The sequence below is a fragment of the Amycolatopsis sp. NPDC041971 genome, assembly GCF_055588925.1.
The window spans coordinates 1-13583 of record NZ_JBVJCE010000021.1; the positions used below are offsets into that span (position 1 = coordinate 1).

General features: G+C 68.0%; 12 protein-coding genes. 4 read left to right on the forward strand and 8 right to left on the reverse strand.

The window, feature by feature from the left end:
- Window positions 1–115: 115 nt before the first annotated feature.
- Entirely contained in the window at window positions 116–991 is an 876-nt protein-coding gene (locus ACZ6DT_RS33010) for an alpha/beta fold hydrolase (protein WP_465602654.1), read from the reverse strand.
- Window positions 992–1078: 87 nt separating this feature from the next.
- On the opposite strand from ACZ6DT_RS33010, the gene ACZ6DT_RS33015 reads away from it, so the two are divergent.
- Entirely contained in the window at window positions 1079–1684 is a 606-nt protein-coding gene (locus ACZ6DT_RS33015) for a TetR/AcrR family transcriptional regulator (RefSeq protein ID WP_465602656.1), read from the forward strand.
- Here the strand turns inward: ACZ6DT_RS33015 and ACZ6DT_RS33020 are convergent.
- Window positions 1668–2387 (reverse strand): TetR/AcrR family transcriptional regulator, encoded by a 720-nt coding sequence (locus ACZ6DT_RS33020; RefSeq protein ID WP_465602658.1) that lies wholly within the window; start codon window positions 2385–2387, stop codon window positions 1668–1670. The two genes, ACZ6DT_RS33015 and ACZ6DT_RS33020, sit on opposite strands and share 17 nt — an antisense overlap.
- 82 nt (window positions 2388–2469) lie before the next feature.
- Here ACZ6DT_RS33020 and ACZ6DT_RS33025 point away from each other — a divergent pair, with 82 nt between their 5' ends.
- On the forward strand, window positions 2470–3927 hold the full coding sequence (locus ACZ6DT_RS33025) for a carotenoid oxygenase family protein (protein ID WP_465602660.1): 1458 nt from the start codon (window positions 2470–2472) through the stop codon (window positions 3925–3927).
- Window positions 3928–3971: 44 nt separating this feature from the next.
- Here ACZ6DT_RS33025 and ACZ6DT_RS33030 read toward each other — a convergent pair whose 3' ends face one another.
- The 6 genes from ACZ6DT_RS33030 to ACZ6DT_RS33055 form a co-directional block, all read right to left on the reverse strand.
- Entirely contained in the window at window positions 3972–6728 is a 2757-nt protein-coding gene (locus ACZ6DT_RS33030) for a DUF5682 family protein (protein ID WP_465602661.1), read from the reverse strand.
- On the reverse strand, window positions 6725–7837 hold the full coding sequence (locus ACZ6DT_RS33035; protein ID WP_465602663.1) for an ATP-binding protein: 1113 nt from the start codon (window positions 7835–7837) through the stop codon (window positions 6725–6727). Before ACZ6DT_RS33035 ends, ACZ6DT_RS33030 begins: the two co-directional genes overlap by 4 nt.
- A gap of 20 nt (window positions 7838–7857) precedes the next feature.
- A complete protein-coding gene (locus tag ACZ6DT_RS33040; RefSeq protein ID WP_465602665.1) occupies window positions 7858–9228 on the reverse strand; it encodes a VWA domain-containing protein in 1371 nt (456 codons plus the stop codon).
- Complete coding sequence (locus ACZ6DT_RS33045) at window positions 9225–10598, reverse strand: hypothetical protein (RefSeq protein ID WP_465602667.1); 1374 nt, start codon at window positions 10596–10598, stop codon at window positions 9225–9227. The genes ACZ6DT_RS33040 and ACZ6DT_RS33045 overlap by 4 nt, the downstream gene beginning before the upstream one ends.
- Window positions 10598–11095, reverse strand: coding sequence for a hypothetical protein (locus ACZ6DT_RS33050; protein ID WP_465602669.1), 498 nt, complete (start codon window positions 11093–11095; stop codon window positions 10598–10600). The genes ACZ6DT_RS33045 and ACZ6DT_RS33050 overlap by 1 nt, the downstream gene beginning before the upstream one ends.
- Before the next feature lie 71 nt (window positions 11096–11166).
- Window positions 11167–11805: a haloacid dehalogenase type II gene (locus tag ACZ6DT_RS33055; RefSeq protein WP_465602671.1), complete on the reverse strand. Its 639-nt coding sequence runs from the start codon at window positions 11803–11805 to the stop codon at window positions 11167–11169.
- 64 nt (window positions 11806–11869) lie between these two features.
- Here ACZ6DT_RS33055 and ACZ6DT_RS33060 point away from each other — a divergent pair, with 64 nt between their 5' ends.
- On the forward strand, window positions 11870–12442 hold the full coding sequence (locus ACZ6DT_RS33060; RefSeq protein ID WP_465602673.1) for a CGNR zinc finger domain-containing protein: 573 nt from the start codon (window positions 11870–11872) through the stop codon (window positions 12440–12442).
- Between the two features lie 282 nt (window positions 12443–12724).
- Window positions 12725–13489 (forward strand): dioxygenase family protein, encoded by a 765-nt coding sequence (locus ACZ6DT_RS33065; protein WP_465602674.1) that lies wholly within the window; start codon window positions 12725–12727, stop codon window positions 13487–13489.
- Window positions 13490–13583 lie beyond the last annotated feature (94 nt).

A 13583-nucleotide genomic window follows, 5' to 3' on the forward strand; every position in this document is an offset into this window, starting at 1 on the left:
CCCCCCCCCCCCCCCCCCCCCCCCCCCCCCCCCCCCCCCCCCCCCCCCCCCCCCCCCCCCCCCCCCCCCCCCCCCCCCCCCCCCCCCCCCCCTCCGGCAGATCACCAGTCGAGTGTCACGAACCCGCGTCGGCGTGATGCGCGGCCTCGAGAATCCGAGCGGTGATGAGCTCCGGTTTCTCCAGGGACAACCCATGCGTGGTCTTGGGCACGACCTCGACATCGATGTGCGGGTTCAGTGATCCGAGCCGGGCCGCCACCTCGCGAGCACGGTGGATGACGCTTCGTTCGGCGACCACGATCCGGGTGGGAACGTCGATCGCGGACAACTCGTCGTCGCTGAACAGGTGCATCTCGGGAAGGTATTGTTTGTACTTGAGGGCACCGAAAAGCAGAGGACGCACGGTGTGCCGCACTTCGGGATCCCCGGACGACACCAGCCGGAGCAGCCACTTCGGCAAGAACCAGCGGAAGATCTCGCGAAAGCTCCACCAGATGAAGCTCCGGCCGATCGCGCCGAACCCCGCGGCTTCGAAGGTGACGACCCCGGCGATCCGGTCGGAGGCCCGGGTAACGAGATTCAAGGCGAGCCAGCCGCCTCGCGAGACACCGGCGAGATAGACCTTTCCGTGACCGGTTCCCGCGAGCACCCCGTCGACGACCTCAGCGAGCCAATCCGCGCAGTCCTCTGTGGACTCGATGGGCGCGGTCTGGATCGACCGCCCTGGCTCGCCGATCGTGTCGACGGCGTGGATCCGGTGCCCGACGGCGAGTTCCGCGATATGCGGGTACCAGGACAGTGACGTTCCCATCCCGCCGGAGAGCAGCACGATCGGCGGCCCGTCTTGGGGACCACAACGCCGGACACGGGTCGGGCCGAATCCCGTCTCGATGTCCAGTTCCTCGGCGGAAACCGGCCATTTCCGCAGGATCGCGTCATAGACGCCGAAGAACCGCTCTTCCGCTTTCTCGTCGACGAACTCCCCCAGCATGTGACCTCCTCAGGTTTATAGTGCACTTGCACCATAACAGTGGGTGGCGGCTCGGACCACCCCAGAAGGTCATGACAGAGTGATCGCGTGCCGAAACGTGTCGATCACCAAGAACGAAGGCGCGAGATCGCGGAGGCGCTTTTCCGGATCGCCGCCGCCCGAGGCTTGGAAGCGGTCACACTCCGTGCGGTCGCCGCGGAGGCCGGCATCTCGATGAACCTGGTCCAGTACTACTTCCCGACCAAGGAGGAGATGCTGCGGTTCGCCTGGCAGCGGGTCGTCGAATTGACCGGCGAGATCGCCGGAAAGCGCATCGCCGAGGCGATGGGGACCGGGGACGAACGCACCATCGTGCGCGCCTACCTCACCGCCGTCCTGCCGGACGGCGAACGCCGCCGAATGCTGGCCGCGGTCCAGATCGCCTACTTCGCCGTCGACGTCACCCGTGGAAGCCAAGACCCTGACCAGGAACCGCTTCTGCCCCATCTGGTCAGCGCGCTCACCGAGTTGCTTCGAAAAGCGCAAGCGAAGGGCGACGTTCCCGAGCGCGTCGCCCCCCACCTGGAGGCCGACGCGCTCGCGACGATGTCCGCCGGTCTGGTGACCGCGATCATGGTCGACGCCTACACCCCGGAACGCGCGGCGGAAATCGTCGACTACCGGCTCGACGAGGTGTTCAGCGGCGACCGATGAGCGCTTCGATGCCGTCCAGGATGCGGCCGAGGCCGAACTCGATGTCGGCTTCCCCCATGCCTTCTTCGCCGTACGCTTCGCCGGAGATCATGGCGGCGACGCGCAGGTAGCCCCGCCGTTCGAGACGCGGCCCCAGGAACGCGCTCAACGCCTGAACCTGATCGGAAGGGCTCGCGTTGACGTCTCGGAGCAGCGAAGCGGTGCTGCGGACCCAGCCGTCGACCAGGACGGCGCAGCCGGTCACGTCCTGGACGCTCAGACCCGAGCCGGACATCCCTTCCAGGAAGTTCTCCAGCCACCCCAGCAGATTCGGCGTGCTCGGCGCCCTTCGCACCGGCAGGTCGATCAGCCACGGATGGCGGCGGCAGCGTTCGAGGAGCGCGCGGGCCCAGGCCGTGACCGCGGCACGCCAGTCGCCGGACGATAGTTCCGGTGGCGGCCCCCAGGCCGCTTCGGCGACAAGGACGAGCAGTTCCTCCTTGGAGCTCAGGTACCGGTAGAGCGCGTTCGCGGTGACGCCGAGCCGTTTCGCGATCGACAGCATCGACAATTCCGCGTAACCCTCCGCGTCGGCCTGCGCGATGGCCGCGTCGACGATCTGCTCGAGGCTGTATCCCGGCTTCGGCCCACGCCGGGGTGCCGGGGCGCGCCCCCAGGCCAGCGCGGTGCCCGGCGGCAGCAACTCGATCTCGACGTCGTCCATGAGCGCATTGTTGCACCCAAAACAGGTAATGCCATACACCGTTCATGGCATACACAGTTATTTCACGAGTTGGGGGATCACCATGACCGAACCGAACAGGCGGAACGTGCTTCGCGGCGCGGCCGCGCTCGCCATCGGCGGAGCCGCCGTGACTTACGGGAGCACCGGGTCCGCCTTCGCCGCGCCGAAGCCGCGCTACCCGTTCATCGAAGGCGCGTTCGCACCGGTGAAGGAGGAGGTGACCGCCTTCGATCTGCCGGTCACCGGCCGCATTCCGAGAGATCTCCGCGGGCGGTACCTGCGCACCGGGCCGAACGTCCTCGGGCTCGAAGATCCGCGCGCTCACCACTGGATGCTGGGCGAGGGGATGGTGCACGGCGTCCGGCTGCGCGACGGAAAGGCCGAGTGGTACCGCAACCGCTGGGTGCGTTCGTCCGGTGTCGCGGCGAAACTGGGCGAGCGGTACCCGTGGCCGGTGCCCGCCGAGGATTTCGCACCGAATACCCACGTGATCAGCCACCACGGCCGAATCCTCACCCTGCAGGAGTCCGGCGCCCCGCCGTACGAACTCGACGGCGAGCTGAACACGTTGGGGCCCTTCGATTTCAGTGGTTCGCTGGAGGGCTCTTACACCGCACACACCAAGTTCGACGCGCGCGCCGACGAACTGCACGCGGTGACCTACCACCCGACCTGGGACCACGTACGGCACTTGATGGTCGACCGGACCGGCCGCGTCGTGCGGACCACCCGGATCCCGGTCACCGACAGCCCGATGATGCACGACTTCGGGCTCACGGAGCACTACGTGGTCGTCTTCGACGTACCGGTGACTTTCGATCCGCGGCCGGGCAAGGTCGTGCCCTACAAGTGGAACACGGACCACCCGGCCAGGGTCGGGGTGATGAAACGCGACGGTGGTCCGGTCCGCTGGTTCGGGGTGGATCCGGTCTTCTACTCGCACACGCTCAACGCCTACGAGGACGGCTCCACGGTGGTGATCGACCTGACGACGATGCCGGCGCCGTTCGAGGTGTCCGGCAAGCAGGGCTTCGGCGGCCCGTCGGCGTCGGGACCGCCGATGCTGGAGCGCTGGACGATCGATCTCGCGCAGGGGCGCGTGCGGCGCCGCGTCCTCGACGACCGGCCACAGGAGTTCCCGCGGGTCAACGAAACCCTGGTGTCACGACGGCACCGATACGGCTACTCGGCCTCCCCTGGCGAACTGTTCGACGTCTACCTGGACAAGCCCGCCGACACCTTCGGCAACGCGCTGATCAAGCACGACCTGCGGAGCGGGCGCTCGGAGGTGCACCGCTTCGGCCGGGGCGCCGACGCGAGCGAAGCGGTCTTCGTCCCGTCCTCCCGCGGTAAGGCCGAGGACGACGGTTATGCCCTCGCCTACGTGAACAACCCCGACCGCAACGCCTCGGATCTCGTGATCCTCTCGGCACAGGACTTCGCCGCGAAACCCTTGGCGCGTATCCATCTGCCGAGGCCGGTGCCGCTGGGCTTCCACGGAAGCTGGGTCGCCGACTGACCGGGCGGGCGGTCGCCGGATGCCCCGGCGACCGCCGCTGGCGTTCACCGGCCGACGAGTACCTCCTCAAGTGCGGCGGCGGAGTCCGGATACCGCTCGAGCAGCTTCAAGCCGGTGGGTGCGGCGCTGCTCCATGGCTCGTCACAGCCCAGCAGCCCCGCCACGGCGTCGCAGGCCGCCGGGTGCGCGGCCAGCAGCGAGAGACCGGCCCCGCCCGATTTCCTCGGTGTGACACGCAGTTCCGGCTGGTCTTTCCAGGGCGGAACCCATTCGTCGAGCGCCGCGAGGCGGGCGGGGAAGATCCGCCCCGCCTCACGCACGAGCAGCGGCACCAATTCCGCGCCCCGGGACCGCAGCGTGGTGATCAAGGTCGGCAACCACGGCAGCAGCAACCTGTCCGGGAGTTCGACGAAGGCGTTCGACACCGCCTCGACGACGAAGTCGGCCAGTCCCGGCGCCGGCTCCAAAGCGTGGACGAACCCGCTCAGGTAGCGCGGATAAGCGGGCAGCACCAACGGGTTCGCCAAAAGTCCGGCGCACCGCTCACGCAGTTCCGCACGTGAGAGGCGGCCGAGCTGGACCTGCGCCGCCCACAGCAACGCCACCTTGGACGGCTCCTCCGGATGCGATCCGGCGATGGCCAGCTCCAGCTGGGTCCGGTCACACCCCAGCGACAGGGCGAGCGCCTCCATGCTGAACAGGAAGCCCAGCATCGCGGCGACCTGCTCGACACCGGCCCCCTCGTCGGCGAAGGCGGCCGGGAGCAGGGTGCAGTAGTGCGCGTACCCCGTCCGGACGAAGTCCTCGATCCACCGGGGCAGTACCGGCTCGCTGGTCCGGTAGTGCGCCAGCAGCCTCCGTACCCGCCGCAGCACTTCCGGAGCGCCGTCGACGGTGCGTTCGGTGGCCAGCACCTCCAGTGCGCGCGTGCCGAGCTCCCCCGCCAGCCTGGCGCTGCGCAGGTAGAGCGTCGCGTCCTCGACCGCTCCGAGCACCTTCGCCGCGGTGGCCTGCGGGTGGTAGGCGGCACGACGAAGCCGTTGCTCCAGCACCTGTTCGATGCTGACGCCCTCGTAACCCAGCTCGATGAGGGCTCGCTGATGGGTGCCCAGCGCCAGATCCCACGACTCCTGGATCGGCCGTTCACCGAGCCGCCGCTCCCCCATGATCGGCCGGGCCGCGCCGTGCGGCATCAGGTACCGCAGCATCCACAGCAGATCGGAGCAGGGCTCCAGCTCCGGCCTCGAAGCGATGTCGAGCAACGCCCGCTGCACACCTCGTTGCTGCAGCTTGAGATTCAGGGGTTCGAGCCTGTCGTGCACGTCGCGCGCCAACGGCGGCAACGCGTCGTAGCCGACCTGGCCGATCCGGTCGCCGCCCATCATGATCTCGACGAGGCGGCGCACGTCGCGCCTGCCGGGCACGACGTCCTTCTCGATACAGGTGACCGCCGCGTCCTGGAAGTCGTACGGCGTCGGCTTGGCTCTGTCACGCAGGCCCGCCAACAGGATCGAGGTCTCGAACACCGCGATGGCGTCGGCCGTCGAGGACAGGTATCCGTTGCGGCGCGCCGCCCGCACGATCTCGACCGACCAGCCCAGCAGCTCCGCCTCGTCCAGCCGGTCGAGCACCGGAGGCCGTTGCAGGAAACCGGAAAGGTGATCCGACGCCACCGGATCCGGCGTTTGTGCCGGCAGCTCGGCGGCTTTCTTCCGTTTCTGGCCGCCCACCTGCCCGTCCAGCTGGAACTGCTTCACCTTGGTGCGCTTGAGGTTCTTCGCCCACTCCGTCGCGGCGATCGACACCGATCCACCGGCGAGCCCGAACTGCGCCTCGATCGAGGCGTGGCTCGACGGGATCAGCCCGTACTGCCAGGTGCTCGCGCTGCGCGGGCTGATCACGAACCCGTCCGTGCCTTCGACGCCGAACTCCGCGACCCGGCTGGCCGCGTGGAACGCGCCGCAGATGTAGAGGCAGTCCGCGGGATCGACGCCCGAGGAGGCGAGGTGCTCGCGCATGCGGGTCCACATGTAACGCTCGCGGTCTTCGTCCACCCGCACACGCCGGGTGTCCCCGGGCGCGAGACGGCGGAACAGGCTGCCGATCAGGAACATGACCTGGCGGTAGGTGTCGTGGTCGCTGTCGCCGAGCGGCAGCTCGACGTACTGATGCCACCACTCCGACCAGTGCCGCACCCGCCCGTGTCGCAGGAGGTGTTCCTCGAGTTCGGCGAACCGCGGCCGCAGATCGCCGATCTCGACGCCGACCGCGTCACCATGCAGTGCGGCCTCCTCCTCCGCGGGCGGCGCGTCCGGAGCCGGGGAGGGTTCGCCTTCGTTCCACTGGAAGACGTGGTCAGCCGACCGGTCGACGAGGACGAGTTCGACGCCCGGCGTGTCGAGGGCGTACGCGATCGCCTGGTACTCGGCCGAAGCCTCGGTGATCGGCGCGACCACGGACAGGGGTGCCCACTCGGCGGGGAATCCCTTCACGTCCGTCGCGAACGCCTGCACCGCTACGGGAAGACGGCAGTTGCGCAACTCGGTCAACAGCGGTGCCATGTCTTCGCAGAGTTCGAGGTACACCACCTTCGGCTGCTTCTCCCGCAACCGCCGGGCCATCGCCACGGCCGAGGACGGGGAATGGTGGCAGACCGGGAAGATCTCCAGCGGCTCCCGCACCGCGCGGTCGACGTCGTCGACCAGCCCGAGCAGGATGCCCTCCAACGCGCCGGGCCCGTCGGCGAAGGCGGCCGCGGCCTCCTGCAACTGGCCGCGCAGCGCCTCGAAGGCGCCGCTCACGAGAGGGTGGCGATCGCGTCGCGGCCGCCGTCGAGGAACTCCGGCCATTCCCCGCCCTCGTCCTTGCTGCGCGGCTCGACGACGCCGTGCAGGTACTTGTTGAGGATTGCCAGATCCTCCGGCTCACGGCGCGCGAGCGAGCCGACCAGCGACGACGCGAGCGTTCGGGCGGTCAGCGCCCGTTCCCCGAAGAAGTTGCCGTGCAATACCGCGTCTTCGAGCACGCCGATCTGTTCGGCGGTGGACAACGCGGACTCCAGCTTCTCGTCGTCACTGCCCGCCGAAGCCGCCGCGGCGCGCAGGTCACCGAAGCTGCGCAGCAGCACGTCGAGCAGGGTCGGCGGCACGTCCAGCTCGATCTGGTGGCGGCGCAGGAGTTCCTCGGTGCGGAAGCGGACGATCTCCGCCTCGCTCTTCTTGTTCGTCACCACCGGGATGCGGACGAAGTTGAAGCGGCGCTTGAGCGCGGAGGAAAGGTCGTTGACGCCGCGGTCGCGGCTGTTGGCGGTGGCGATCACGGAGAAGCCTGGTTTGGCGAAGACGATGCCGTCGCTGTCCAGTTCCGGTACCGAGATGTACTTCTCCGACAGGATCGAGATCAGCGCGTCCTGCACGTCGCTGGTGGACCGGGTCAGCTCCTCGAACCGGCCGATCGAGCCCGCCTCCATCGCGGTCATGATCGGCGACGGGATCATCGACTCCCGGGACTGGCCTTTGGCGATGACCATGGAGACGTTCCACGAGTACTTGATGTGGTCCTCGGTGGTGCCGGCGGTCCCCTGCACGACGAGCGTCGAGTTCCGGGAGATCGCCGCGGCCAGCAGTTCCGCGAGCCAGCTCTTGCCGGTGCCGGGGTCGCCGATCAGCAGCAGACCGCGGTCGGAGGCGAGGGTGACGATGGCTCGTTCGACGATGCTCCGGTCGCCGAACCATTTCTGTGCGATCTCGCGGTCGAGGCCGTCGGCGCGCTCGGAGCCGAGGACGAACAGGCGCACCATCTTCGGGGACAGGCGCCAGGCGAACGGTTTGGGGCTGTCGTCGATCGACTCCAGCCAGTCGAGCTCTTCGGCGTACTTGAGTTCGGCGGGGGCGCGCAGGACGTCGGACATGTCTTGCCTTTCGGGGAAGTTCAGGAGGTGAGGAAGGTCTTGAGTTCGTGGACGAGCTTGGTGATGTGGCCGGAGATCACCGGCGTGCCGAGATCCTTGAAGCGCTCGCGGAACCAGGGATTGACGCTGCCCCGGCCGGCGCTGGTGACCGAGCCGACCGGGATGAACTTCGCCCCGGACCGGTGGATCGCGGCCATGCTTTCGAAGAGCTGCTCGACTCGGGTCTCGTAGAAGTCGGAGATCCACACCACCACGGTGTTGGCGGGCTCGGCGATCTTCGGCTGGGTCAGCGCCATCGCGACCATGCCGTCGTTGCCGCCGCCGAGATTGGTGCGCAGCAGGGTTTCGAACGGATCGTGCACCCACGGCGTGAGGTCGAGCGCCTGGGTGTCGTAAGCGATCAGGTGGACGTCCACTTTGGGCAGACCGGCGAAGATCGAGGCCAGAACTGCGCAGTTGACCATCGAGTCCACCATGGAACCGGACTGGTCGACGACCGCGATGAGCCGCTGCGGGGTGGTCTTCTTCGCGGTCTGCTTGTAGTAGAGGCGATCGACGTAGAGCCGTTCCTCTGCCGGGCTCCAGTTGGTCAGGTTCTTCCAGATGGTGCGATCGAGGTCGAGGTTGCGGAACACGCGCTTGGGCGGGACCGAGCGGTCCACCTTGCCCGTCGAGGCCTTCTCGACCTGGGTCCGCAGGACCTCCGCGATCTCGTCGACGTAGCGGCGGATGAGCGACTTGGCGTTGGCCAAGGCCACCCCGGACAGATTGTCCTTGTCCCGCAACAATTGTTCGATGAGTGACATGCTCGGGCTCAGCTTCGCCGCGAGCGCGGGATCGGCGAGGACCTCGCGCAGGTGCATCCGCTTGACGAGGTCCGCCTCGATGCCGCCGAGTTCCGGCCCGATCGCCGGGAGCAGGGTGCTCAAGTCGGGAGCCCCGCCCCCGCCGGTTCCGCCGAGCCCGGTCGGGGCACCACCGGACCGACCGCCGCGCAGTTCACCCGGACGGCAACCCAGCGCGCGCTCGAACCAGCCCGCGTCGGCCTGCCAGCTGGACAGCTGCCCGGCTGTCACTGTGGCGGGTGCCGCGGCGAAGACGTTGAGCAGCACCTTCGACACCAGCGCCGCCCGCCGGACCTCCGCGGCCTTGTCCCGGCTGTCCTCGGCTTCGGGGACCATCAGCCCGTCGAACTCGGCGGCCAGCTCCGGATGGCGCTGGACGACCGAGTCGATCGCGACGTTCGGATCCAGCAACGCGGACGGCAGGCCGATGTCCTCGACCACGGCCACACTCGCCGCTTCGAGCGCGGCCTGCTCTTCGGTGTCGAAAAGCCGGGCGAGCAGCCGCCAGTACAGGACCTGGCGGCGGTTGTCCTCGGATTCGGTCATTTCCGCAACAGCCTTCCGGCGCGTTCGCGCAGCACGGCCGCGGCGTCGGTGGCCGCCTTCTCGGCTTTCACCCCGGCCTTGTCGGTGGTGCCCCCTGCCCAGGCTCCGGCGTGCACGGCGGTGGTCTTCTTGCGCACAGTGGTCTCCACCGCGAGCGGTTGGAGCCGGAAACCGCCGTCCCACCGGATCAGGCCGAGGCACGCACTGGAACTCGCGACCGCTTTCGGCGTCAGCGGACCGGCGGCCGGGATACGGTCGGTCTCGACGGCGAGATGATTTCCCGCGAACGTGAACGAGAGCGCGTCTTCGTCGCCCTCGATGTCGTAACCCTCGAGGAAGACGGGAACGGCGATCCGCACCGGATGCCTGTTCAGCGGCGCGACGGCCGGGGTGAGGGCCTTCGGCAGCGCGACACGTGCGGTGGAGAAGGCGTCCGCGGGTTCACCGAGCCGAGCATGTTCGTCCTGCCAGAGCAGGTCGCCCTCGTCGGTGACCGGCATCTCGGCGAGGTCCATCGAGCGGCCTTCGCCGATCGCCGTGAGCAGGGAGAGATGCGGGCGCAGCAACTGCCAGATCCCGGCGCCGATGATCGTGTCCGGCTTCGGCACCGTCACGCTCGCGCGCACGAGCCGCGGCGTGCTGCCGTCTTCGGGCTCGAATACGGCGTGGACCTGGGCTTGCGCGGCCGTCGCGTGTTCCAGCAGATCGACCCCGAGCGGCAGCAGGCGGCCGGTGACCGTGCCGATCGCGGGCGTGGCCGCGGGCAAGGTCAGCAGCATCCCGCGCGACCACAGGTCACCCCAGCGCCGAACCGGAACGCGTTCCAACGCCGCACCGGGACAGGACGCCGCGAGTTCCGCCGCGAAGCCGTCGAGCAACACGGCCAGGCGACGCAGGCTCGGCTCCGCGAGCAGCGCGGAGATCACCGGCGCCGAAGCCGAGATCAGGTCGTGGTCGATGCCCTGCCAGCCGGCACGGGCCAGATCGGACAGCCAGGAACGAGCGGCGACCAGCAGATTCGGCACCGCCGTCTCGGACACTTGCCGGGCGGCCTCCTCGTCCATCGGCCGTCCGGTCGCCTCGGCGAGGCACGCGAGGACAGCGTCGTGCACGGAACCGAACACGGCGATCCTCGCCGCCGCAAGGGAAACGAAGTGTTCCTCCCCCGCGGCACCGGCTGCCGTCTTCTCGGCGGCTTCGGCGACCCTCGCCGCCAACGGCGACCCCGCGACGGCCTCGGCCAGCTCGGTCAAGCCGGCGATTTTCTGTGGACGAAGCAACCCGGCGACGAGCACGTCATCGAAGGCGTCGACAGCCGCCAGCGCCTCGTCGAGACCGGCGATGGGGTCGGCGAGCAGATCGGTGCGCATCACACCACCGCCCTGGTCGGCGGGAACCAGTGCAGTTCCGGCACCGGCGCCGTCGATGCTTCGAACTCCAGATATGCCAAGTGCCGCAAGAACTGGCTGAACACGGACGCGGCGGCGGTGTTGCCGCCCTGCGACGGCCGGGTCGCGCTCATGGTCTGCGAAATGGCCTGCGCGGTCGGCTCGGGAACCTCTACGCGCAAATACCGTGCGACACGCTCGGCACCGTACTGAAGGGTGGATTCGTTGATCAGGGCGAGGATGTGGTTGCAGAACATGCCCCGCGCCCCACCGCAAGGCCGGTTGTTATTGGTACTACAGGCGAATTCGTATGTGCTCGCCGCGACCGACGAGACGTACACGCGGCCGATGTCCGATCCGCTGGACACCACGCCCTGCACCCGTCCGTCGGCCAGTTCGACGAACGGGACCTTCGCGAGCTTGCGCGGGCGGGCAGGTGGCAACACCCGGGCTGTGCTCGCTCTTTCCCAGTCTGACAACGCATCTTCTCCTTGCGGGGTGCCTCGGTGGGGACTGGGATGAACCTAGCGTGAGGCACCGACAGTTCTGATCAGATTCGATGATCTGCGAGCTGAACGGCCAGATCGGCGAGGCCGTCGGCATGGAAGTCGAAGCGATCCGCCGCCGACGGAGGGTCCCCGACCGGCCTGGCGACGTAAGCGGTCCGGAGACCGACGCTCTGCGCTCCCCGCAGGTCCCACGCGTGGGCGGCGACCATCAGCAGCCGCTCCGGCGGCGCACCGGACACCTTGACGGCCAGCTCGTAGACGGCCGGGTCCGGTTTGTAGGTCCGCGCCTCCTCGGCGGAGAGCGCTTGATGCCAGCGGAGTCCGGCGTGGGCGTTCATCCGGAGCAGGGTCGTCCGGCTGGCATTGGAGAGACCGATGATCGGGTACTGCGCGGCAAGCCTCGTCAGGCCTTCGACAGTGTCAGGCCATGGCGGGAGCCTTGGTACCACGTCCGTCTTGGTGACCAGCTGGGCCGCTTCGCGGTCGAGAACGTCGCTCGGGGCGTACGGCCTTCCCCCTTCGACGATGCTTCGCTGCTCGATCTCGACGTGGCTCAACCACCTGTTGACCAGCTGATCCGCGTCGGCATCCGGCACGGCTTGCCGAATGGCCGCGCGAATCCCGGCGGGCTCGTCGACGAGTGTGCCGAGTATGTCGAACACCAAGGCGTCGATCTCCACGGAGAACCTCCAAGTAAGGGTTAAAGTGTTGGTTAATCGTGAACGTACGAGAGGTTGGTAAGGGATGCAAGTGGCATTAGACGATTACGTCTGGGCGGCGGGCATCGCTACCGAGCTGGTCAACACCGCACCCGAGGTGTGGCACGGCGAAGACAAGCTGCCCGAGCTGGAGTCTCTCGCCGCCTTCGCCGAACTCCACTCATTACCCGAGCCCACCCGGCCTGATGAGCTGCGTGCCGTTCACCGGCTACGCGTGACGGTGCGGGATCTGGTCGACCACCCGGACCAGGCACGCCTCATCACCGGCGCCACCGTGCTGACCTCTTCGATCGGTGAGGTCACCGTCGACACCTCGTCAGGCCGCTCTCGATGGGCCGTCTCGCTCCGGCCGGGCGCGACAGTCTTCGACGCGCTTTCGCTGATCTGCGGCGTCGGAATACTCGGCGTCGTCCAGTCTCTCGGCGTGGAACGGTTCCGCGCCTGTGGCGCACCCACTTGCCGAGGTGCGTTCATCGACACAACGCGCCCCGGGCGGCGTCGCTATTGCATGCCGGGGCTATGCGGAAATCGTGTCAACGTCGCCAACCACCGGGCACGTAAGGCTTCCGGACCTGCGCCCGAGGTTCACCACGCTTGAGCCGGACGTGGTCAGCGGGCGGGTTCGTCGATGAGCAAAATGGTCGCCGCGGTGGACTTTTTCCAGCCGGATTTCAAAGCTCGTAGGCGAAATGCCGTAGCAGCGGTTCGAGAATTCGGCCCATCAAAGAAAACTGCCCGCTTCGAAGTATGGTGCGCGAGAGTGAACCGTCTCGACAGCGGACGAGTCGATGGCGGACAATCGAATACGCGCGGCACCCTCGCAGCAAGCCCTTGTCGCGCTCAGTTCCCTTACTCCCATCATTTGGCGAAAAGGAAACCCATGCATGACGATGATGAACCCGTAGGCCGAGTGCTCGGCAGGCGGCAGGCGTTGATTCTCCTCGGCGCCGCCGGAGCGACACTCACTGTCGCCGGATCCGCCACCGCGAGCACCACCACCTCCACAGGCACACCAGAGGTCTGCGCGCTGGATTGTGTAGTCAAGCCAGAGCAAATGGAGGGTCCGTACTTCGTCGACGAACGGCTCAACCGCTCCGATATCCGCAGTGAACCATCCACCGGACAACTGGTTGCCGGCACCGCGCTGGCAATCAATTTCACCGTTCAGCAAATTCGCCAGCAGGTGTGCACGCCACTATCGGGAGCCATGGTCGACCTCTGGCAGTGCGACGCGTTCGGGCTGTACTCCGACATTCCGTCTCAGGGAAGTTCCGGCCGCCGGTTCCTGCGCGGTTACCAGAACACCGACCAATCGGGAGCGGCCCGGTTCACCACCATTCTACCGGGCTGGTATTCGGGACGCACGCTGCATATCCACGTCAAAATACGCACCGTCGGAACCAACGGCCGACCGTACGAGTTCACCTCGCAGCTTTACTTCACGCCCGAGTTCGGTGCGGCCTATCTGCGGACCGAACCGTACCGGCGGAAAGGGCCGGCCGACACGACCAACAGCCGGGACTCGATCTACCGCAGCGGCGGAGCCCAGATGCTGCTGCGTCCACAGCAGGCCGGCAACGGCTACACGGCGGACTTCGCAATCGGTCTCGACCTGTCGAACACCCAAGTCGGCCGTCCCGACTAGGGCCGGTCGGCCGCCAAGTCCGAGATCGTTGGCGGCCAGGCGACCGAGAGGTCGTAGCGGGCATGCCGTCCGCCGCGTCAGCCTGTGGCCGCGC